The organism is Natrinema gelatinilyticum (assembly GCF_024266705.1).
Classification (GTDB): Archaea; Halobacteriota; Halobacteria; order Halobacteriales; family Natrialbaceae; genus Natrinema; species Natrinema gelatinilyticum.
On the sequence record NZ_CP100756.1, the window covers coordinates 2,305,944 to 2,325,001 of the forward strand.

Annotated in this window: 20 protein-coding genes; 12 read left to right on the forward strand and 8 right to left on the reverse strand. The window is 62.9% G+C overall.

All coding sequences use genetic code 11. From position 1 onward, the window contains the following. The first annotated feature begins 92 nt into the window (after positions 1 to 92). Positions 93 to 1,148, forward strand: coding sequence for a Cdc6/Cdc18 family protein (locus tag NJU76_RS11230; RefSeq protein ID WP_254528527.1), 1,056 nt, complete (start codon positions 93 to 95; stop codon positions 1,146 to 1,148). 50 nt (positions 1,149 to 1,198) lie between these two features. Here the strand turns inward: NJU76_RS11230 and NJU76_RS11235 are convergent, their stop codons facing one another. Then, entirely contained in the window at positions 1,199 to 1,522 is a 324-nt protein-coding gene (locus tag NJU76_RS11235; protein WP_254528529.1) for a hypothetical protein, read from the reverse strand. 114 nt (positions 1,523 to 1,636) lie between these two features. On the opposite strand from NJU76_RS11235, the gene NJU76_RS11240 reads away from it, so the two are divergent. From NJU76_RS11240 to NJU76_RS11260, 5 genes are all read left to right on the forward strand, one after another. Further along, the gene (locus NJU76_RS11240; RefSeq protein WP_254528530.1) at positions 1,637 to 2,338 is read left to right on the forward strand and encodes a hypothetical protein; all 702 of its coding nucleotides are present in this window, start codon (positions 1,637 to 1,639) and stop codon (positions 2,336 to 2,338) included. Then, a complete protein-coding gene (locus NJU76_RS11245; protein ID WP_254528532.1) occupies positions 2,338 to 2,673 on the forward strand; it encodes a DUF8156 family protein in 336 nt (111 codons plus the stop codon). Before NJU76_RS11240 ends, NJU76_RS11245 begins: the two co-directional genes overlap by 1 nt. After that, positions 2,670 to 4,913 carry a DNA polymerase domain-containing protein gene (locus NJU76_RS11250; protein WP_254528534.1) on the forward strand — a complete coding sequence of 748 codons (2,244 nt, stop codon included), beginning with the start codon at positions 2,670 to 2,672 and terminating at the stop codon, positions 4,911 to 4,913. The genes NJU76_RS11245 and NJU76_RS11250 overlap by 4 nt, the downstream gene beginning before the upstream one ends. A gap of 383 nt (positions 4,914 to 5,296) precedes the next feature. Further along, positions 5,297 to 5,761 carry a response regulator gene (locus NJU76_RS11255; protein ID WP_254528536.1) on the forward strand — a complete coding sequence of 155 codons (465 nt, stop codon included), beginning with the start codon at positions 5,297 to 5,299 and terminating at the stop codon, positions 5,759 to 5,761. Then, a complete protein-coding gene (locus NJU76_RS11260; RefSeq protein WP_254528538.1) occupies positions 5,758 to 7,452 on the forward strand; it encodes a bacterio-opsin activator domain-containing protein in 1,695 nt (564 codons plus the stop codon). The genes NJU76_RS11255 and NJU76_RS11260 overlap by 4 nt, the downstream gene beginning before the upstream one ends. A 31-nt stretch (positions 7,453 to 7,483) precedes the next feature. On the opposite strand, the gene NJU76_RS11265 is transcribed toward NJU76_RS11260, so the two are convergent. Both NJU76_RS11265 and NJU76_RS11270 read right to left on the reverse strand, forming a co-directional pair. After that, positions 7,484 to 8,503, reverse strand: a complete 1,020-nt coding sequence (locus NJU76_RS11265; RefSeq protein WP_254528540.1) for an LLM class flavin-dependent oxidoreductase — start codon at positions 8,501 to 8,503, stop codon at positions 7,484 to 7,486. Between the two features lie 128 nt (positions 8,504 to 8,631). Then, positions 8,632 to 9,231, reverse strand: coding sequence for an HdeD family acid-resistance protein (locus tag NJU76_RS11270; protein ID WP_254528542.1), 600 nt, complete (start codon positions 9,229 to 9,231; stop codon positions 8,632 to 8,634). A gap of 395 nt (positions 9,232 to 9,626) precedes the next feature. On the opposite strand from NJU76_RS11270, the gene NJU76_RS11275 reads away from it, so the two are divergent. From NJU76_RS11275 to NJU76_RS11285, 3 genes are all read left to right on the forward strand, one after another. Beyond that, positions 9,627 to 9,962 (forward strand): DUF7471 family protein, encoded by a 336-nt coding sequence (locus NJU76_RS11275; RefSeq protein WP_425604269.1) that lies wholly within the window; start codon positions 9,627 to 9,629, stop codon positions 9,960 to 9,962. Positions 9,963 to 10,119: 157 nt separating this feature from the next. Next, on the forward strand, positions 10,120 to 11,373 hold the full coding sequence (locus NJU76_RS11280; RefSeq protein WP_254528546.1) for a tRNA (N(6)-L-threonylcarbamoyladenosine(37)-C(2))-methylthiotransferase: 1,254 nt from the start codon (positions 10,120 to 10,122) through the stop codon (positions 11,371 to 11,373). A gap of 167 nt (positions 11,374 to 11,540) precedes the next feature. Further along, positions 11,541 to 11,906 (forward strand): helix-turn-helix domain-containing protein, encoded by a 366-nt coding sequence (locus NJU76_RS11285; RefSeq protein ID WP_254528548.1) that lies wholly within the window; start codon positions 11,541 to 11,543, stop codon positions 11,904 to 11,906. Positions 11,907 to 11,970: 64 nt separating this feature from the next. Here the strand turns inward: NJU76_RS11285 and NJU76_RS11290 are convergent, their stop codons facing one another. Continuing rightward, a complete protein-coding gene (locus NJU76_RS11290) occupies positions 11,971 to 12,450 on the reverse strand; it encodes a redoxin domain-containing protein (RefSeq protein WP_254528550.1) in 480 nt (159 codons plus the stop codon). A 120-nt stretch (positions 12,451 to 12,570) separates the two neighbouring features. Continuing rightward, on the reverse strand, positions 12,571 to 13,392 hold the full coding sequence (locus NJU76_RS11295; protein ID WP_254528552.1) for an IS5 family transposase: 822 nt from the start codon (positions 13,390 to 13,392) through the stop codon (positions 12,571 to 12,573). Between the two features lie 644 nt (positions 13,393 to 14,036). On the opposite strand from NJU76_RS11295, the gene NJU76_RS11300 reads away from it, so the two are divergent. Beyond that, positions 14,037 to 14,273 carry a glutaredoxin family protein gene (locus tag NJU76_RS11300; RefSeq protein WP_254528554.1) on the forward strand — a complete coding sequence of 79 codons (237 nt, stop codon included), beginning with the start codon at positions 14,037 to 14,039 and terminating at the stop codon, positions 14,271 to 14,273. 42 nt (positions 14,274 to 14,315) lie between these two features. On the opposite strand, the gene NJU76_RS11305 is transcribed toward NJU76_RS11300, so the two are convergent. Both NJU76_RS11305 and NJU76_RS11310 read right to left on the reverse strand, forming a co-directional pair. Further along, complete coding sequence (locus tag NJU76_RS11305; protein ID WP_254528556.1) at positions 14,316 to 14,729, reverse strand: cupin domain-containing protein; 414 nt, start codon at positions 14,727 to 14,729, stop codon at positions 14,316 to 14,318. Positions 14,730 to 14,901: 172 nt separating this feature from the next. Further along, positions 14,902 to 15,441: an HIT family protein gene (locus tag NJU76_RS11310; RefSeq protein WP_254528558.1), complete on the reverse strand. Its 540-nt coding sequence runs from the start codon at positions 15,439 to 15,441 to the stop codon at positions 14,902 to 14,904. 252 nt (positions 15,442 to 15,693) lie between these two features. Between NJU76_RS11310 and NJU76_RS11315 the strand changes: the two genes are divergently transcribed. Next, the gene (locus NJU76_RS11315; protein WP_254528560.1) at positions 15,694 to 15,894 is read left to right on the forward strand and encodes a DUF7835 family putative zinc beta-ribbon protein; all 201 of its coding nucleotides are present in this window, start codon (positions 15,694 to 15,696) and stop codon (positions 15,892 to 15,894) included. A 116-nt stretch (positions 15,895 to 16,010) separates the two neighbouring features. On the opposite strand, the gene map is transcribed toward NJU76_RS11315, so the two are convergent. Further along, on the reverse strand, positions 16,011 to 16,907 hold the full coding sequence (gene map / locus NJU76_RS11320) for a type II methionyl aminopeptidase (RefSeq protein WP_254528562.1): 897 nt from the start codon (positions 16,905 to 16,907) through the stop codon (positions 16,011 to 16,013). An 820-nt stretch (positions 16,908 to 17,727) separates the two neighbouring features. Between map and icd the strand changes: the two genes are divergently transcribed. Next, positions 17,728 to 18,990, forward strand: a complete 1,263-nt coding sequence (gene icd / locus NJU76_RS11325; protein WP_254528564.1) for an isocitrate dehydrogenase (NADP(+)) — start codon at positions 17,728 to 17,730, stop codon at positions 18,988 to 18,990. Positions 18,991 to 19,058 lie beyond the last annotated feature (68 nt).

The following is a 19,058-nucleotide window of genomic DNA, read 5'->3' on the forward strand; positions in this document are numbered from 1 at the left end:
CTCGCACCGCGACGCCATCTCCGCGTCCGGTATCGGAAATTTCGGAACCAGCCCGGCGTCGTTTAAGTTACTCGAGGCCGAACCGGTCCGGTGTGATCGTCGACGGCCGCGTCCTGCGCGAGGACTTCGTGCCTAGCGAGGTGGTCCACCGCCACGACGAGGTAAACCTCCTCTCGGAGGCCCTCGAACCGCTGCTGTACGACGGGCGACCGGACCCCGCCTTCCTGTTCGGGCCGACAGGCGTCGGCAAGACCTGTATCGCTCGCTACACGCTCGCGCAGTTGCGCGAACAGGAGCCGACGGTGCGGGTCGTGTACGTCAACTGCTGGCAGGAGTACACGCGCTTTCGGGTACTGTACAGCATCCTCGAGTCGGTCGACCGCGCGGTCGACGTCCACCGATCCACACCGAAAGACGAACTGTTCGACCGGCTCTCCCGAGCGGACGGTGGGTCGATCGTCGTTATTCTGGACGAGGTCGATCAACTGGAGGAGACGAGCGCGCTGTACGACCTCCATCGCTTGCCCCACGTTTCGCCCGTGTTGATCGCCAACCGTGAGGAAGAACTGTTCGCGAGCTTCGACGATCGGGTGCGCTCGCGGTTCCACGCCGGAACGCGCGTTCGGTTCGACCGCTACGGGACCGACGAACTCACGGCTATCCTCGCGAAACGGGCCGAAAAGGCCCTCGAGCCGGGTGTCGTGACCGACACACAGCTTCGAACGATCGCCGACGCGGCGTCAGGTGATGCCCGCGTCGGCATCGGCATCCTCCGGTCGGCCGCCTACTGCGCGGAGCGCCGGGGGCTAGGGTCGATCACCGCCGAGACGCTCGAGGTGGCGATCCCGGACGCTCGGACGGCGATCCGCCGGAAGACCGTCGAGGGGCTGATCGAACACCAGCGGGTACTGTACGACGTGATCGCGGAGGCGGGCGAGATCGAACCGGGAGACCTCTACGAGGTGTACGAGCGGCGGGTCGAGGAGCCGAAAACGAACAGGACGCTGCGAAATTACCTGACGAAGATGGTCCACTACGACCTGATCGAAGCCGTCGGCGAGCGCCGCGGGCGGACGTATCGTCTCGTCGACGAGGACGACGGAGACGGTGTCGATATCGACGCCGATGGGACGAACGGAAGTCAGTAACGCGTTCGGTTGCGGTCATTGGTCACTGAGTACTGGTCAGCAGTCACCGGTCAGTGGTCATCGGTCACTGACCACAGATCACAGCCCGTTCGGCCGGAATCGACGAACCGATCCGTCCCGACCGACTCCGCCTGTCGGCCGCCCCGTTTCGGTTCGAGTCGCTTCGTTTTAGTTCGAGTCGCCTCGGGGATCGAGTCGCTCGTCCCGACCATGGCGGCGGTCGGTGTGGAACGAAGCCGACCGGTCGACGGCGGTGTGACGGTCTCCGAAATGGAACCGAACTCGCCTTCGAGGTTGCAGGTCTCGACGAAATCGCCGTTCGGATTCGACCGGTCGCATGATGATCCTGCGGGTTTCGGAAACGAAATTGGCAATTCGAAATCGGCCTCGAGAAGCGCTCCGACCGCCCGTTTCGACGATTAACCGAGTTTCGGAAATGTCGGAAACCGGGTTCCGCCGCTTATGCGTGTCCGCGCCAGCCATCACGTATGCACCGACTCGAACTCGAGCCCGGAATGACGCTGCTAAACGTTCCGTCGCCGCAGTCGGGAATCGTCCACCGGTTGGTCTGCGATCGGCTCGCCGACTGCGATGGTGGAGTGGCCTACTGGATCGACGCGCGGAACGCGGCCTCGACCCACGTCCTGTACGATTGTGCTTCGAGTCCGCGCGTCCTCGAGGATCTGCGGGTTGCGCGGGCGTTTACCGCCTATCAACATCACTCGCTAGTACGAACGGTTGCCCGACGGGCCGGGCCGACGACGTCTGTGCTCGTCGCGCCGAACGTCGACAGCCTCTACCGTGACGACGACCTCGCGGCGTGGGAGCGCGATGAGCTGTTAACCGCGAGCCTCGAGATTCTGTCCGAACTGGGGCAGATACTCGACTGTCCGGTGGTGCTTTCGAGCGCCGGACGCAGCGGCCAGATCGGCAGCGATCGTGACGACGCCGCGTCCAGTGCGGTCGTCGACTACGCGGATACGACGATCGATTGTACCCGCACGCGAGAGGGGCTCAGACTCGAGGCCACGGGCGAGAACGCGGAGTTGGCGAGCGCGACGGCGGGATACTGGCACGGAACCGTCTGGCAGACGACGATCCCGTACTGGGTCGAGCTCTGCGGCGCCGTCGACGCGGTCGATTCCGTCGTCGCCGCCCACGATCGGGGGCTACTCGAGGTGAGCGGCTAATGGGACGCACGAACCCGACCTACCGCGACGCCCTCCGACGCCTCGAGTCGGAGTGGGAGCCGATGCGCCGAGCGCTGCGCCGGGAGTACCAGGACGACTTCGACCGGCTGTTCGACCGGGCTCGAGCGTTCGCCGACGCGGCAGGGTACGCCAATCCGCCACGGCCCGAGCGGGCGCTCGTGCTGTCGCTGTTGCTCGCTCACGAGGTCGAACTGCGCCGGCTGCGCGCGGAGCGCACTCGGCGCGAGGAAGTCGGTAACTGTATCGACTCCACCGAGGGTGCAGACGAGCCCGCTGGCAGGAAAGGCGGGTCCCCCGGAGACGGCACCGAATGAGCCCCTTCACGTTCGAGTTCGAGGATGGGACCGTGCGGGAGTGGGCCCTGACCGAAGAGGGGGCCGAGCTGACGACCGTCGCAGACTACGCACCGTCGCTGTTCGTCGCCGGTCCCGACGGTGCACTCGCCGACCTCCGGGATCGACTCGAGGTCGATCCAAAAGTCGTCGCGACTCGAACCGAACGGTGGGCGACGACCCTCCACGAAGCCCACGCGGGCGAGCGAAGCCGTGTCCTCCGAGTCGATCTCGAGCGCATCGACGAGATCCGGACGCTGGCTCGAGAAATTCGGGGCGTCTACGAGCACGAGACGCACGCTCCCGGCACGTTCCGGCTGTTCGACGTAGACCTCGCGCCGGCGTTTCGATACTGCCTCGACCGAGGCGTCGATCCGACGCCGGACCGGGAGCTGCGGATGCTCCGGCTCGCCCTCGACGAGGCCGCGCTGGCCGACGGAGACGTCTCGGCACTGGAACTCGACGGCGAGTCCGTCGAGGGCGACGAACCGCACGTCCTCCGAACGCTCCGGCACCACCTCGAGCGACGGGATCCGGACGTCCTCGTCGTGAGCCACGCCGAACTGGTACCGGCGCTCGATCGGCGGGCCGAAATGCTGGGCCTCGAGTTCCGCCTCGGCCGCCTGCCGGGACTGACAAAACTGGCGAGTGAGAACACGTACGCGAGCTACGGGCGGGTGGGCCACTCGCCCGCGCGGTACCGCGTCCCGGGTCGGGCGATTATCGACATCTCGAACAGTTTCCTCTGGCACCAGTCGGGACTGACAGGGATTCTCTACATGGTCGAGCGAACGGGCCGACCGCTGCAGGAAGCCGCCTGGGGGAGCATCGGCACGTTGTTGACCTCGAGACAGATCCGGCTCGCCCGTCGACGAGAGGCGGTCCTCGCCGCGTGGAACAAGTGGGAACCGGAGCGGTTCACCGACGTCGAGACGCTGCACGCGGCCGACCGCGGCGGGTTCACCTTCTCGCCCGAGGTCGGCTTCCACGAGGACGTCTACGAAATCGACTTCGCCTCGCTGTATCCCCGGATCATCTGTGCGCACAACGTGAGTCCGGAGACGGTCGGCTGCGACTGCGGTGCCGACGATATCGACCACGCCGGGACGAATACCGTCCCCGACCTCGGCTACGAGGTCTGCGAGGCCGACGGCTTTCTTCCCGCGGTCCTCGAGCCGCTGATCACGGATCGAGCCGCGATCAAGCGACGACTCGACGACGAGCCTCCCGATGACGAAGCCGCTCGACTTCGCGCCGAATCGGGCGCGATCAAGTGGGTCCTCGTCTCCTGTTTCGGCTATCAGGGGTACCGAAACGCCACGTTCGGTCGGATCGAGTGCCACGAGACGATCAACGCGTACGCCCGAGAAATCGCCCTGACGGCCAAACGGCGGCTCGAGGAGGCAGGCTGGCGGATCATCCACGGCATCGTCGACAGCCTCTGGGTGACGCCGCGAGTCGACGAGCCGGAGCCGCTCGAGGCCGTGACTGCCAACATCTCCACGACGGTGGGGATTCCACTCGAGCACGACGGCAGCTACGAGTGGGTGTGTTTCGTTCCGGTACGCGACTCGATCAGGGGCAGTAGTTCGGTCGGACGCGGTGGTTCCGGCGGACGCACTGGACGGAGCGGGAGCCGCAGTTCCAGCGCCGGTCGTGCCGGCCGGGGCGCGTCGGTGGGTGCGCTCACCAGGTATTTCGGCAAGCGCTCGAGTGGCGAGTACAAGTTTCGGGGTATCGAGGTTCGCCAGCGGAGCACGCCGCCGTTCGTGGCGGACAGCCAGCGCGCGTTCGTCGACGCGCTCGACTGCGAGCCCGATCCTGAGGCCGTCTGTGACGTCCTCGGCCGACGGCTGCGCGAGCTTCGAGTCGGCGATGTCGACCCGGCCGCTCTCACGGTTACGAAACGCGTCTCACGGCGCCTCGCCGATTACAGTCAGCGGACCCACACCGTCGCGGCGCTCCAGCGGTACGAGCGTCGTGGGATCGACCGTCGTCCCGGCCAATCGGTCGAGTACGTCGTCGCAGACGACGACGCCCGCGGCCCAGAGCGCGTCCGGCTCGCGCTCGAGGAGCCTCGCGCATACGACGCAGACTACTACGCGACGCTGCTCGTGCGAGCCTGCGAGAGCGTCGTCTCGCCGTTCGGTTGGGACCGTTCCCGGATTCGACGTTCGTTGCGCGACGGCCGGACGGTCCGGCTGTCGACGTTTACCGACTGACGGTCGGAACCGATCGTCTTGCAATCGCGATTGTCACGCCGAACTGACGGTCAGAACCGACTGAAGATCAGCGCCAGGTTTACACGGCTCGCCGGCTTTTTCAACCGTACGATGACACCTTCGGATTTGTCAGGTCCGCTCCGTTCTCCCGGCCGACGTCGGACGGCCGCTGCGGCATTCGGACGACGGACGCTCGAGCCGTCCGACCGCAAGGCGGGGACCGCGGAGACCGACGCCGGAGCCGCGCGAGGGCGCACTGGCGTCGAACCGTTTGGATTGGGTTTCCTGACCGTTCGACCGACGCCACTGCCACGACGCCGACCCCGCACCACCGGTGCTGACGTTTCGAGGCCGTACCGACCGAGACGGGGACTCGACGACCAATGACTGACTCGAAACCCTTTCAACCCGAACCGGCACAGATCCTGTTAGTCGAGGATAACCCCGGCGACGTCCGCCTGACGAAGGAAGCGTTCAAACAGGGCCGTATCGAGAACGATCTGCACGTCGTTTCCAACGGTGCCGATGCGCTCGACTTTCTCTCCGGGCGCAACGACTACCGCGACGCGCCGCGACCGGATCTCGTCCTGTTGGATCTCAACCTCCCGGTCAAGAACGGCGAAGACGTCCTCGAGGAACTCAAAGACGATCCGGCGCTTCGCCCGATCCCCGTGATCGTCCTGACGAGTTCGCGAGCGGAAGAAGACGTCGTCAAGTCCTACGAACTCCACGCCAACGCCTACCTCACGAAGCCGGTCGATCCTGACGAGTTCATCGAGACCGTTCGTGCCTTCGAGAAGTTCTGGTTTTCGGTCGTTCGGCTCCCGCCGGAGGTCGATAATTCATGAGCGAGACCGACACGCAACCGGCCGAGGAAAAGGACGCGACACCGGCCGACGCGCTTCGGATCCTCCTGATCGAAGACAATCCCGGCGACGCTCGGCTGATCCAAGAGATGCTTCGGGATACCGACGAACTCGTCCAACGCGTCCGTCCCGCAGAAGACGTGAGCCAGCCGCCGGAAACATTTCGCGAAAATCGCCTCGAGGACGGACTCGCGGCGGCCAAATCCGAGTCGGTCGACATCATCCTCCTCGATCTGAACCTCCCCGATAGCGAGGGGCTCAAAACCCTCGAGACGGTCAACGCGGAAACGGCGGAGACGCCAATCGTCGTCCTGACCGGCGTCCGTGATCAGCAAGTCGGCGTCAAGGCGCTTCAGCGCGGTGCCCAGGACTTCCTCGTCAAAGACGAGGTAACGAGTGAACTGCTGGTGCGGACGATCCACCACGCCATCGAACGCGCCAACCAGCAGCGCGAGCGACGCCAGCAGCGCGAGCAACTCGAGGCGCTCAACCGGCTCAACCGGATCGGCCACGACATCACGCACGCGATGATCACGACCGAAACGCGGACGGAGCTCGAACAGCAGGTCTGCGATCGGCTCGCCGAATCCGACGCCTACCGATTTGCCTGGATCGGCGAGGTCAACCCTGGCAGCGACAGCGTCGTTCCGAAGGTGGCGGCCGGCGTCGAGGAGGGGTACCTCGACGAAATCCAAATCACCGTCGACGAGAACCACGACAGCGGTCGGGGACCGGGTGGAACGGCGATCCGGACCGGTCAGGTTCAGGTCATGAACGACGTCGAAACCGCTCCCGAATTCGAACCGTGGCGGGAGGCGGCACGCGCCCGCGACTATCAGTCGTTAGCTGCGATTCCGATCAGCCACGAAGACCTCATTTACGGCGTGTTGGGCGTGTATTCGTCGTCGCCACGGGCGTTCGCAGGGCCGGAAACCGACATTCTTGCCCGCATCGGCGACGTCGTCGCCCACGCGATCACGGCAATCGAACGCAAAGACGCCCTGGTCAGCGACGCCGTCATCGAACTCGAGTTTCGCGTCGATGCGATGGCAGAACCGCTGGTCGACCTTTCGGCAGCCGAGTCGTGTACGATCGAATTCGAGCAACTGGTCGGCGGCGACGAAACGCTGCTGGCCTACGGATCGGCACGCGGCGTCTCACAGGACGCATTTCGCGAGGTCGTCGATCGGACCGACGGCCTCGATGATCTTCGATTCCTCGCGTCGCGACGCGACGACTTCAAATTCGAACTCGTGGCACCCGCGGCCGTCTCGCTGTTCGAGACGATCGCCACCCACGGCGGTCGCGTCGCGTCGGCGACGATCGACGAGGGTGAGTTCCGATTCGTCGTTGAACTCCCGCGCGGTCGGGACACTCGCCGGATGATCGAGTTGATCAAAGCCAGACGTGACGACGTCACCTACCTCGCCCAGCGCACGACCGAGCGGCGCGAGCGCGGCGACTCCGGTTCGCCGTCCGTTCTCGAGGAAGAACTGACAGAGAAGCAGCGGGCAGCCCTCGAGACGGCCTACTTCGCAGGGTACTTCGACTGGCCCCGCGGGAGTACGGGCGAGGAAATCGCCGACCGGCTCGGCATCGCGCCGGCGACGTTCAACCAGCACCTCCGGACGGCCGAACGGAAGTTCTTCGATTCGGTGTTCGAGGAACGGTAGTCGGATCGACTTCTCGGGACCACGAACCGTTTCAGCGGTCGAACCCGTTGGCGATGAGCTCGTGAGACCGAAGCACGTCGTCGTGATCGGCGATGATATTCTGGACGATCACGTCGTCGACGCCGACCCGATCGGTCAACTGCTCGAGCAGGTCCGTCGTCGTCGCCGGACTCCCGGAAATCGAGCGCGGCCAGTCACCGTCCGGAAGTGGATTCGGCGTCGGTTCCGGAACGCCGCCGAATTCGTTGATCGCGTCCTCGACGGTCGGGGTTCGGCCGACGTCGCCGCGTCGCATCCGCTCGTAGGTCGCTTCCGCGGTCGCCCGAAGTCGCGCAGCTTCGCCGTCTGTCTCGGCGCAGGCAACGTTCATCGCGAGCATTCCGTCCGGTTCGTCTGGTCCTGCGCCGACTGACGAGGGCTCGAAGGAGCCTCGGTACGTCTCGAACGCACGTTCGGCGAGATTCGGCCGGATGAACCCGGCAAAACAGTACCGGAGGCCGAGCGAACCGGCGATTTCGGCGCTCGAGGGGCTCGAGCCGAGGACCCACACCTCGGGGACGTCGTCGGCGGAGCGCGGGAGTTGCAACTCGGCGTACGGGTGGTCGTCCGGAAACCCGTCGTAGAGGTGGCTGACCGTTGCGTCGATCTTCTCGGCGTGGTCTTCGTCGGGGTTCCGTTTCTGTCGTCTGGTCCCCAGGGCACGGTCCACTGCCGGAATCCCGGTTGCCCGGCCGAGTCCGAGGTCGACGCGACCTGGTGCCAGCGCATCGAGGGTGGCGAACGTTTCCGCCACCTTGAACGGCTGGTAGTGGTTGAGCAGGACCGTCCCGGAACCGATCCGGATCTCGTCGATTGCGGACGCGAGATACGCGATCAGGGTCTCCGGGGTCGTACTCGCGATCGAATCTGCCATCCCGTGGTGCTCGGCCACCCAGAACCTCGAGTACCCGAGTTTCTCGGCCGTTCGCGCGAGTTCGACCGTGTTTTCGTACGCCTCAGTCGCGGTCCCACCGTCGGGAACCGGCGCGAGATCGACGATCGAGAGGTTCACACCTGCCGTTCAAGGCGATGCGTTGAATAACCGCCCGGTCTCTCCGTCCATCACCATCGAAACCGTGTTGCGTCGATCGGTCCGGCCGCTCGAGCGCGGACCGCATTCCGGCGTGTGCTAAAAAGGAACTACGCGCTGCGAGGTTCGGTCGCGGGCGGGGTCGTCGCGTCGTCGGACCGGCTGGTGACGGCGACGGTGATCATCGCGAGGCCGATCACGAGGAGGTTGACTCCCACGAGCAGGCCGATCGCCCAGGCTGCGGTGGCCGGGAAGCCGACCCAGAGGAGGCCGGCGAGGACGAACGAGATGATGCCGCTGAAAGCGATAGCGGTTCGCCCCGACGAGCTTTCCATCCGCATCGCGGTCGCCAGTTCCGCCACGCCGTCGACGGCGAAGTAAGCGACGAGCGCCAGCGTCAGGGTGAGGAGCGCGACGGTAGGTGCCGCGAGGACGGCGAGGCCGGCGACCACCGAGACGATCGCGAGAGCCGCTTGCCAGGCAGATCCGCGCCAGCCGCGGACGGTGAACGCGTGGACGCCGTGTACGATCCCGCCGACGACGAGCAACGCGCCGATCGCGAGCGATACGGACAGTCCCGTCACGAAGGGGAAGGCCATCGCGAGGATCCCGATAAGACCGATAACTGCTCCCGAAAGAGCGAGGGGACGCCATTCGTTCTCGAGGGAGTAGCCTCCGACAGACCTCATGCTTGTTGTAATTCTACTCATTGGATTCACCGATACTACGTACGTCGTATATGGATATAAAACAAATATACGATTTGACAGTACGTCCCGGTTCCGGACTGGTTCGAAAATAGGACGAACGGCATCTCTGACCGCCCTCGAGTAACAATTCGACGCTCTACGACCCGGTCGCCGTCGAAACGTGGCGGTATCGTCCTCGTGTTGATAACACGACACGTGACCGACGAGACCGACGAGACGCACGGTAATGCAGACGAGAGACGGCTCGAGTGCGATCTTGCGGGGAACGGGTTCCAGCGGCAATCTACCGGCGGCTGCTGATTCGACCGACGACCGTGCTCTTCGAACGCGGGAAACACCGAAGCGAATAGGTGCGTGTCGGTCCGAATGGGTGTATCGATCCCATGGTGGTCGCAATGTCGGTCGCCGGAGAGTGGCTTGACCCACAACTCGCTCCCGTCCTCGTCGCAGTGATCGCGCTCGCTGTTCTCGGCACGACGGTCCTGTTCGTCGTCGGACTCGCTGCGTACGGCCGGCGGCGGACGACCCGGTACTGCCTGATCGTGGTCGTGCTCGGCCTTCTCGTCGTTCGGTCGCTCACCGGACTGGGAACCGTCCTCGGACTCGTCCCGATGACAGTTCACCACCTGGTCGAACACGGCTTCGACTTCCTGATCGCCGTACTGGTCCTCTATCTGGTCTTCCGAAGCGGAGCCGCCTCAGACGGCGTTACTGCCGGACTCGACGACTGAGTCGCCAGTAGTCGTTCGTGGCTGGACGGCCGCTCGAGCTCCCAGTACAAGCGTGACTCTGCCCGCGCGAGCCGAGAGCGGCGCAACTGATCGATGATCGAGTACGACTTCGATCGTCGTGCTTTTGATTCGCGAGACCCGAGAGAGTTCCAAGTGGATGGCCCGGTATCACATCGAGACGTACGGTTGTACGTCGAACCGCGGAGAGAGCCGCGAGATAGAGCAGCGGCTCCGCGATGCGGGCCACTACCGGGTCGACGGCGTCGACGAAGCGGACGTGGCCATTCTCAACACCTGTACCGTCGTCGAGAAGACCGAGCGAAACATGCTCCGGCGGGCTGAGGAACTGGCCGACGAGACGGCCGACCTCTTCATCACTGGCTGTATGGCGCTTGCCCAGGGCGACGAATTCGCACAGGCGGGCATCGACGGGCAGGTCCTCCACTGGGACGAGGTTCCCGAGGCGGTCACCAACGGGGAGTGTCCGACGACGACGCCCGACGCCGAACCCGTCCTCGACGGCGTCGTCGGCATCCTTCCGATCGCCCGGGGGTGCATGTCCGACTGCTCGTACTGTATCACCAAACACGCGACCGGCAAGATCGATTCTCCGCCGATCGAAGAAAACGTCGCGAAGGCCCGCGCGCTGATCCACGCCGGCGCGAAGGAGATTCGCATCACCGGTCAGGACACCGGCGTCTATGGCTGGGACGACGGCGAACGCAAACTGCACCGACTGCTCGAGCGCATCTGTGAGATCGACGGCGAGTTTCGGGTTCGAGTGGGGATGGCGAACCCCAAAGGCGTCCACGGCATCCGTGAGGAACTCGCCGACGTCTTCGCGGCGAACGACGAACTCTACGACTTCTTGCACGCACCCGTTCAATCCGGGTCGGACGACGTCCTCGGCGACATGCGCCGTCAGCATCAGGTCGCGGAGTATCTCGAGGTGGTCGAGACCTTCGACGAGATGCTCGAGTACTGGACGCTTTCAACGGACTTCATCGTCGGCTTCCCAACCGAGACCGACCACGACCACGAGCAGTCGATGGCGCTGCTCCGCGAGACGCGTCCGGAGAAGATCAACGTCACTCGCTTTTCCAAGCGACCGGGCACCGACGCCGCCGATCTGAAGGGTCTCGGTGGGACGACCAAGAAAGCGCGTTCGAAGGCGATGAGCGAACTCAAACGCGACATCGTCGCCGACGCCTACGCGGACATGGTTGGCGAGCGTCGCGAGGACGTGCTGGTCGTCGAAGCGGGCACCGGCGATTCCGTCAAGTGCCGCGACTCGGCCTACCGCCAGCTCATCGTTCAGAACGCGAGCGAGTACGGCATCGAACCCGGCGACTTCGTCGATCTCGAGGTCACGGCCCACGAGACGATGTACGCGTTCGGAACGCCGGTGTAGGATCTAATCGGAGCCGGTACGAGAGATCGAACGGCAGCGACAGTGCCGTTCTCGACGATACCGGCCCGCGTCGCGTCGGCACCATCGAAACACGTGAGGAATGCGGTCGGTGCCAGTCTGCGGGAATTGGAGGCACACGTAAGCCAGCCCGGGAGAAATCGAGTAATATGAGCGACACAGTCGAGGAACCGATCCGGTGTCCGCGGGCCGAACGGGACGGAGAACTCGGGTGTGAGCCCCGATTGATCATGGATCTGCTCAACGACGACGACGCTCGAGCCGTGTATCTGTTCGTCGAGGAGCCGACGACGGTTCCAGAGATTGCCGATGCGCTCGACCTTCCCAAGTCGACGGCCTACAGGAAGGTAGAGAGCCTCCGTGACGCCGGGCTGATACGACAGCTCAATCGGCGGTCGCAGGGTGGATTGCCCGCGCATTACGTTCAGGCGATCGACCACGTCTCGGTAACCTACGACGATCCGCTTCGGATCGAGTGCGCACAGCACGGCAAAACGCTCTACTGCGAACCCTGACTGTGGGACGTTCTACCGCGAGCCCCGAGCGTTCGACCCACCACGAAACTGGTCGGGGGTCCCACTATAGCTCCGCGACAGCGGTTTCGATTTCCTCGCGGGGAAGCGGCGAGATCCAGTCGTCGGCGACGAAGGCGTACGTGACCTCCCGGTCGGAATCGAGGACGAACGCGGCCCGCCACGGCGTCGAAACGCCGGCCATGTGCGACCGGTCGACAAGCAGGTCGAGCGAGTCGCTGACTGCACCGTTTACGTCCGCGAAGAATTGGAAGTCTGGTCGATCCAACCACCGGAGGAACTCGTTTTGTGCGTAGGGTCCGTCGCGGCTCACACCGAGTACTGGAACGTCCTCGAACTCGTCCCAGCCGGCACGAACGAACCGTTTCCACCAGTTCTGGGCGACCGCGCTGAACGCGAAGCCGGTACAGACGACGACGCCCCCTCGAGCGCCGAGCGCGTCGGAGAGTGCCGTCGATCGGAACGTCTCGCCGTCACAGAGAAGCGCGTCGAAGTCCGCAACGGTCTCGCCCTCGGTCGGTGACATATTCGAGGACTCTCGCGCGACTACAAAAAACTCTGCTTCGTAGGATCGCTAGACGAAGCTTGATTTCGGCGTTTTCACTAATGCCACCGCCGGTCGAAAACCGATACACTGCGGTTGATTCTACGGATATCTAACTGTTCGACGAAGATTGTAGACGGCACATTTGAGCACCATCTCGCGGAATTCGAGGTGCCAGCTTCGCGCACGCACGGCGGAGCCGAGCGTGCGCTTGATCGACGAAAAGACAGTCTCAACCATCCAGCGGCGATTGTACCAGCAGCTGCTCATCCGGGCGTTGTGTGCCCGGTCGAGCGAGGAGTAGATCCGGTGTTTGATCAACGGTCGGATGCGATCAAGATGAAGATCGTCTCGGAATGGCTTTCCATCGTAAGCACGGTCAGCGGCCAATGACCGCAGGTCCTCGGCGTTTCGCCGAGCGACCTGCGGACCAATCTTCGCATCATGTTTTTTCGTGGTCGTACAGTGAACATCGTAGACGTACAGCGTTTTCACGTCCACGAGGGCAGTGACTTTGAGCGAGCGAACGCGGTAGTGTTTTCGCGTCGCGTAGTACCGCGAGGGCTGGTCGCGGTCGAAACCAGTCGAGTCGATCGCGGCATGGCCAGTGCGTTTCTCGGCTGATTCGCCGAGAAACGCACGATAGGTCTCCATCGAGATAGTCTCAAACCAGTCACGCAGGACGGTAAAATGCGGAAGCCGCGTGAGGCCGATTTCGTCGAGAATGCCGGGCATTTCGCTCAACAGATCGATTGTCTGGCGGTAGGATTTCCCGAGTTCGATCCGCAGTGCTTGCAACGTGAGCATCGCCCATTCGGCGAACCCGCCACCCCCTACGGGGTCGGCGGGTTCGTCCGGATTCTCGACAACGTTTTTAGCTTTCGCAACGATTTCTCGGGTGAGGAGACGGAATTCGGATACCAAAGTAATCCGTCTCTTCGCTTTCTACGAAGATAACGAGATTGAGGCGACGCCGTCTAGCGATCCTACAGAGCAAAAAACTCGGTATCGCGGTGACGAGTGCCCGTGGGACGACGGATCGGTGCGGGAATACTCGGGGGGCGAGAACGAATCACGGGTGGTGACTCACCGGACCAGGACGGTCGAGTGCTGTGCGACGGCCACATCCGAGACGTCCTCGCTCGCTGGACGGCGGCAACTAGCGCGTCGGTCTCGATCGTTCGACGGCAGTACGTTGCCTCGAGCGGGCAGTCCAGTCCTGGCTGGATCAGGTCGTAGTTCTCCTGACCTGAACGATCGTCCGGGTTCCGTCCCGATTCGGGTGAGACCGCCGATCGGAGGGTCGAAATATTCCGTTCCACCCTCGAGAGCGTGCGCAATCTGCGCTTCGACACCGCGGTTCGTCTCGATGAATGTATCGTCCAACGCCTCGCGATACGAGCACCCGTCCATCGGTCGCGGCCTGGAACGACGAATCGGATGTATCATACAAACAGTGACACGTCCGAGGTCAGTCCAAGCGGCGACGCTGCGGGATTGCTGCGGTTCGGTTCGACGCGACTCGGGTGGCACCCATCCTTTTGGCGCTCTGCGCCGTAGGATCGTCCATGGTCACGCTCTATCGGTTAGAAGGATGCCCGTTCTGTGAACACGTCGTGGATCGCCTCGACGAACTCGACGTCGACTACGAAAGTATCTGGGTCGAGGGGCTTCACTCGAAGCGCAACGAGGTCAAACGCGTGTCGGGCCAGCGGCAGGTACCCGTCGTCGTCGACGACGGACACGGCGTGACGATGGCAGAATCCGAACGCATCCTCGATTACCTCGAGACATCGTACGCCTGACGTCACTTCGAGAGGTTACACGCTGCGCTTCGTCGTCACCCGCTATTCGTCGTCACCGTCGTCCAAGCGATGTGGATCGAGCCCGGGGTCTTCGACTGCCGGTGCACCGAGCGCCAGAATGACCCCCTCCTCGTCGCCCACGTTTCGATGACCGTGACCGATTTCGGGTTTCGCGATCCAGAACGTCCCCGGGCCGGCGTCGACGTACTCCTCCTCGCCTGAGCGGCCGAGTTTCAGCGAGAACTGTCCCTCCAGAACGTAGAACAGTTCCTCCTGTTCGCTGTGTGCGTGATACCGGATCTCTTCGCCGGGTTCGAAGTACCAGAGCTTGATATTGAGCGAGTCGGTATCGAAGACCTCGTCGAGCGCCCGGATGCGTAGATCCGGCGGGATCTCATCCTCGTCGGAAAGGTCGGTGATCGGTACGTCCTCGGTGTGGACCACTTCGTAATCCATGCTACAAACACACACGGCAACGGATAACAAAAGTGTCCGGTTGTCCGGCCCAGTTTGCTGATTACGGAAGTGTGAGGAGAACGTCCGCCTTCGAGGCAGAGACGACGTGGTCGTGACGGAACACGATACGCGTTATTGGCATCGACTGCGAGCGCAAATCGACGCTGATCCGTCAATCGAACGTGACGGCACCGCGCTCGTCGGAGACGGTTGCACCGTCTTGAGCGCCAAAGGACTCGTGGAGGTGATCGTACGTCTCCACGAGCGCTTCGACGATCACCGTCGTGTCGCTGATGACGGGCATGAAGTTGGTGTCGCCCTGCCAGCGCGGGACGACGTGGGTGTGCAGATGATCGTCTATCGAACCGCCGGCCCCGTCGCCGAGATTCACGCCGGCATTGAATCCGTCCGGGTCGAACGCCTCCTCGAGCGCGTCGAACGTTCGTTGTTTCAGGCGCGCGTGATCGAGGAGCACGTCCTCTTCAAGGGCGGCGTACTCGCCGGTATGGGTGTGGGGAACAACCATCGCGTGGCCCGGATTGTACGGATAATTGTTCAGCATGACGAACGCGTTTTCGGTGCGTGCAACGATCCTATTTTCCCGGTCGCGTTCCTGTTCGGGGAGTTCACAGAAGACACACTCGTCGACGGTCGGGTTTTTCTCGTCGCGCTTGATCCACTCGATCCGCCACGGTGCGAAGACCTGTTCCATACTCCTTCTCACTCCAGGGTATCCTAAAGCATTACAGTCCGTCCGTTCCAGCCGAGGGCGGCGACAAGCGACTCTCGAAAAGTTTCTGTAAGAGGCGTATATGTCGGAAAAACCACATGTACGGCCGGATAAGCGGTATTAAATTCTCTCAGGCCCTTTTAATAACATGCTGATTTGCTGTGTTTGATTTCGACACTCAGTTTCCAAAATGAAGAATGGGTTTAAGAGGTGTCTATAACAAGTAATCTATTAATGGCAACGACCGACAACTCATTCAACGGGTTGACCGAATACTGCACGGAATGCGACCTGGAAACCCTCCACGAAGTCTCGGTCCAGATACGGACGGAGAGTCTGAAGACGGAGAACGCACAGTTCTCACGTGAGCCCTACCGCGTAGCCGAATGCCAGCGGTGTGGGAGTCGCACGAGCCAGCGGATGAACAATGCCTGATTGGCCGGCGACGCCCGAACGACGAACCGCACTGAATATTCGGCCCCGCCCATCTTCTCAATTCGACGAGGACGTCTCGATCGATCTCTTTATTACCGATTCGAATTTCCACAGAGTTACGCAGTCGTTACCTCACACCCGTCCTCGGTGACGATAATCGTATGTTCTTTCTGGCTGACCAGGAAGCCGTCGTCTTCTTTGAGGACCGGATAGCCGTGAACGATATCGTTGCGTTTGAGTCTGCGTAGCGCCATTTCCGGCCGGTCGGTCTCGAGCCAGCGCGTCGCGAACGGCAGAGTGCGAAACTCCTCGGTGATTTGTTCTAACGCGTCACGAGCCTGTCTGTTGCGCACGGTGCCTTCGTGCTCGAGCGAGAAGATTTCCTCGCTGCCGCCTTCGGTGACCTTTCCGCCACCGTCGGTTGCGAACGGCTCGATCGCGACGACGTCGCCAACCTCGAGTGTCGTCCCCTGTGAGACGGCGCGATTGGGGATGTTCGGGCTGGTATGTTGCTCCCAGTGACCCAGTCCGTGGCCGGTCAGGTTGACGACGGGGTTGTAGCCGTACCCGTCGATGACGTCTTCGATCTCCGCGCCAATGTCCCCGGTGTCGACGCCCGGTTCGATCACCTCGAGGGCCGCCTCGAGCGCCTGTTCGGACGCCTCGGCGAGTTCCGGGTTGCCGGAGAGGTCGACAGTGATCGCGGTGTCTGCCAGCCAGCCATCGACGTGGACGCCGATATCGAGGTTGATCATCTCTTCGCCGAAGGTCGTCTCGTCGTCGATCGACGGCGTCGCGTGGGCCGCCTCCTCGTCGACGGAGATATTGACGGGAAAGGCGGGTTCCCCACCGAGTTCGCGGATCCTGTCTTCGGCCCACTCGGCGATTTCGAGGTGGCTTACGCCGACTTCGACGCGTTCGGCCGTTTCATCGCGTACCTGTGCGAGGATCGCTCCCGCTTCGCGGTGTTTCTCGTATTGCTCGGACTCGAGGTCCACCTCGGATTCGGTCATGCACTCGGGTTGGACCGATCGACAAAAAGAGGTTCCGCCTCTCGTCGAACGACGATCGCAGCCACTCGAAGTGGCGGTAATCCCTAACAGTTTCACCAGTACCGCATCGTGGTAAGAGCGCGCACGTGAGCACGCCGCGTCCACGAAGCAGTGCGCACTCGATTCACCGTCGATTGGACTCGTATTCCGTTCGCCGACACTCGATCGTACCGTTCCACGTACCGCTCCATCACGAGCCACCTCAATTGTACCATTTCACCGCGGGTCACCTCGACGGTATCACCCTTCCACAGCACTGCCAGTACCGTCCGGTACGGGATACCCGTCGAGACCCGGTTGAATCCGAGTGGACAATTCCCGGAGTTGATCGTTCACAGAAGAAACGGCGGATATCGGCCCCCGGTTCCGTGAAACGGTCGCCACGGGTTATACCGCATGACCGTCTCGGATCGAGTGGCGTGAGAGACGCCAGCGGTCCGATTCGCACGTAATCGGCCTCTTACCACTCGATTCGTCCGCTCGAGAGATAGCACGAGCGGTCACCCGTTTTCTCCGAGTAACGAGCACGGTCACGGACCGGACGCGGTCTGCGGCCCACGACACTCTCCCGGTTGCGAAGTGCTGATTGTGCGCCGCTCTCATCCGTTCTCTCGAGAAAAGCGCCGTCGCCGTCAGCACGTATCGGCGCATGTGAGACCGTTCAACGGCCTGATTCCGACGGTAACGACGTGTTTGACGCGAACGGCTGAGATTCAATTTTTGCCGGTCCGAGACGGAAATGGTAGACCTTTTACCCCCGTCGGAGAACCGTGTAGACGAAATGAGCTACGACAAGATCGAGGAACCAGAAGAGGGGGAGAAGATCACGTTGAAAGAGGGGACCGAAACCGAACTCGAGGTGCCTGACAACCCGATTATTCCGATTATCTACGGCGACGGTGTGGGAAGCGACGTCGGTCCCGCCGCACAGAAAGTGCTCGAGGCTGCCGCGGAGGCGACCGGCCGCGAGATCAACTGGATGCGTGTCTACGCCGGCGAATCCGCCCGCGAGAAGTACGACGAGAACCTTCCACAGGAGACCGTCGACGCCATCAAAGAACACCGCGTCGCGATCAAGGGCCCGCTGACGACGCCAGTGGGCGCCGGGTTCCGGTCGCTGAACGTCGGTCTTCGCAAACTGCTCGACCTCTACGCGAACGTTCGCCCGACCTACCATCTCGAGGGCGTTCCGTCTCCCGTCTCGGAACCCGAGAAGATGGACATGGTCACCTTCCGTGAGAACACGGAAGACGTCTACGCGGGCATCGAGTGGGAAGCCGGCTCCGACGAGGTCGAGCAGGTCAAGGAGTTCGTCGAAGACGAGATGGGCGCTTCCGGCGTCATTCACGACGGCCCCGTCGGCATCGGGATCAAGCCGATCACGGAGTTCGGGACGAAACGTCTCGTCCGCCGCGCCATCGACTACGCCCTCGAGCACGACCGAGATTCAGTCACCCTGGTTCACAAGGGTAACATCATGAAGTTCACCGAGGGCCAGTTCCGCGACTGGGGCTACGAGGTCGCTGAAGAGGAATACGGCGACGAAGTCATCACCGAGGACACCCTCTGGGAGGAGCGCGACGGCGAACAGCCCGAGGACGCGGTCGTCGTCAACGACCGCATCGCCGACAACATGCTCCAGCAGCTGCTGACCCGAACCGACCAGTACGACGTCATCGCGACGATGAACCTGAACGGGGATTACCTGTCCGACGCCGCCGGCGCACAGATCGGCGGCCTCGGTATCGCCCCCGGTTCGAACTTCGGCGACGGGCTCTTGCTCGCCGAACCGGTCCACGGCTCCGCACCCAAGTACGAGGGCCAGGACAAGGTCAACCCGACCGCTATGATCCTCTCGGGTCGCATGATGCTCGAGTACATGGGCTGGCAGGACGCCGCCGACCTCGTCCGCGACGCCGTCGAGGAAACGATTTCGTCCGGAAAGGTCACCTACGACCTTGAGCGCCAGCTCGACGACGCCGAGAAACTCGCCACCAGCGAGTACGCCGCGGAAGTCGTCGCCAACATCGAGAAACTTTCGTAGAGTGCGTCACCGGCGGCTACAGTAATCTTCTGTATTTTCTTTCGGCCCACTGTTCTCGAACAGTCTCC

Excerpts from the sequence above, each read along its gene's own strand:
- NJU76_RS11290 (WP_254528550.1), bottom strand. The coding sequence starts at position 12,450 with ATGTCACCGACCGAGGGCGAGACCGTTGCGGACTTCGACGCGCTTCTC.
- NJU76_RS11275 (WP_425604269.1), top strand. The coding sequence starts at position 9,627 with ATGTCGGTCGCCGGAGAGTGGCTTGACCCACAACTCGCTCCCGTCCTC.
- icd (WP_254528564.1), top strand. The coding sequence starts at position 17,728 with ATGAGCTACGACAAGATCGAGGAACCAGAAGAGGGGGAGAAGATCACG.
- NJU76_RS11270 (WP_254528542.1), bottom strand. The coding sequence starts at position 9,231 with ATGAGTAGAATTACAACAAGCATGAGGTCTGTCGGAGGCTACTCCCTC.
- NJU76_RS11280 (WP_254528546.1), top strand. The coding sequence starts at position 10,120 with ATGGCCCGGTATCACATCGAGACGTACGGTTGTACGTCGAACCGCGGA.
- map (WP_254528562.1), bottom strand. The coding sequence starts at position 16,907 with ATGACCGAATCCGAGGTGGACCTCGAGTCCGAGCAATACGAGAAACAC.
- NJU76_RS11245 (WP_254528532.1), top strand. The coding sequence starts at position 2,338 with ATGGGACGCACGAACCCGACCTACCGCGACGCCCTCCGACGCCTCGAG.
- NJU76_RS11285 (WP_254528548.1), top strand. The coding sequence starts at position 11,541 with ATGAGCGACACAGTCGAGGAACCGATCCGGTGTCCGCGGGCCGAACGG.
- NJU76_RS11255 (WP_254528536.1), top strand. The coding sequence starts at position 5,297 with ATGACTGACTCGAAACCCTTTCAACCCGAACCGGCACAGATCCTGTTA.
- NJU76_RS11300 (WP_254528554.1), top strand. The coding sequence starts at position 14,037 with ATGGTCACGCTCTATCGGTTAGAAGGATGCCCGTTCTGTGAACACGTC.
- NJU76_RS11260 (WP_254528538.1), top strand. The coding sequence starts at position 5,758 with ATGAGCGAGACCGACACGCAACCGGCCGAGGAAAAGGACGCGACACCG.
- NJU76_RS11315 (WP_254528560.1), top strand. The coding sequence starts at position 15,694 with ATGGCAACGACCGACAACTCATTCAACGGGTTGACCGAATACTGCACG.
- NJU76_RS11305 (WP_254528556.1), bottom strand. The coding sequence starts at position 14,729 with ATGGATTACGAAGTGGTCCACACCGAGGACGTACCGATCACCGACCTT.
- NJU76_RS11240 (WP_254528530.1), top strand. The coding sequence starts at position 1,637 with ATGCACCGACTCGAACTCGAGCCCGGAATGACGCTGCTAAACGTTCCG.
- NJU76_RS11250 (WP_254528534.1), top strand. The coding sequence starts at position 2,670 with ATGAGCCCCTTCACGTTCGAGTTCGAGGATGGGACCGTGCGGGAGTGG.
- NJU76_RS11310 (WP_254528558.1), bottom strand. The coding sequence starts at position 15,441 with ATGGAACAGGTCTTCGCACCGTGGCGGATCGAGTGGATCAAGCGCGAC.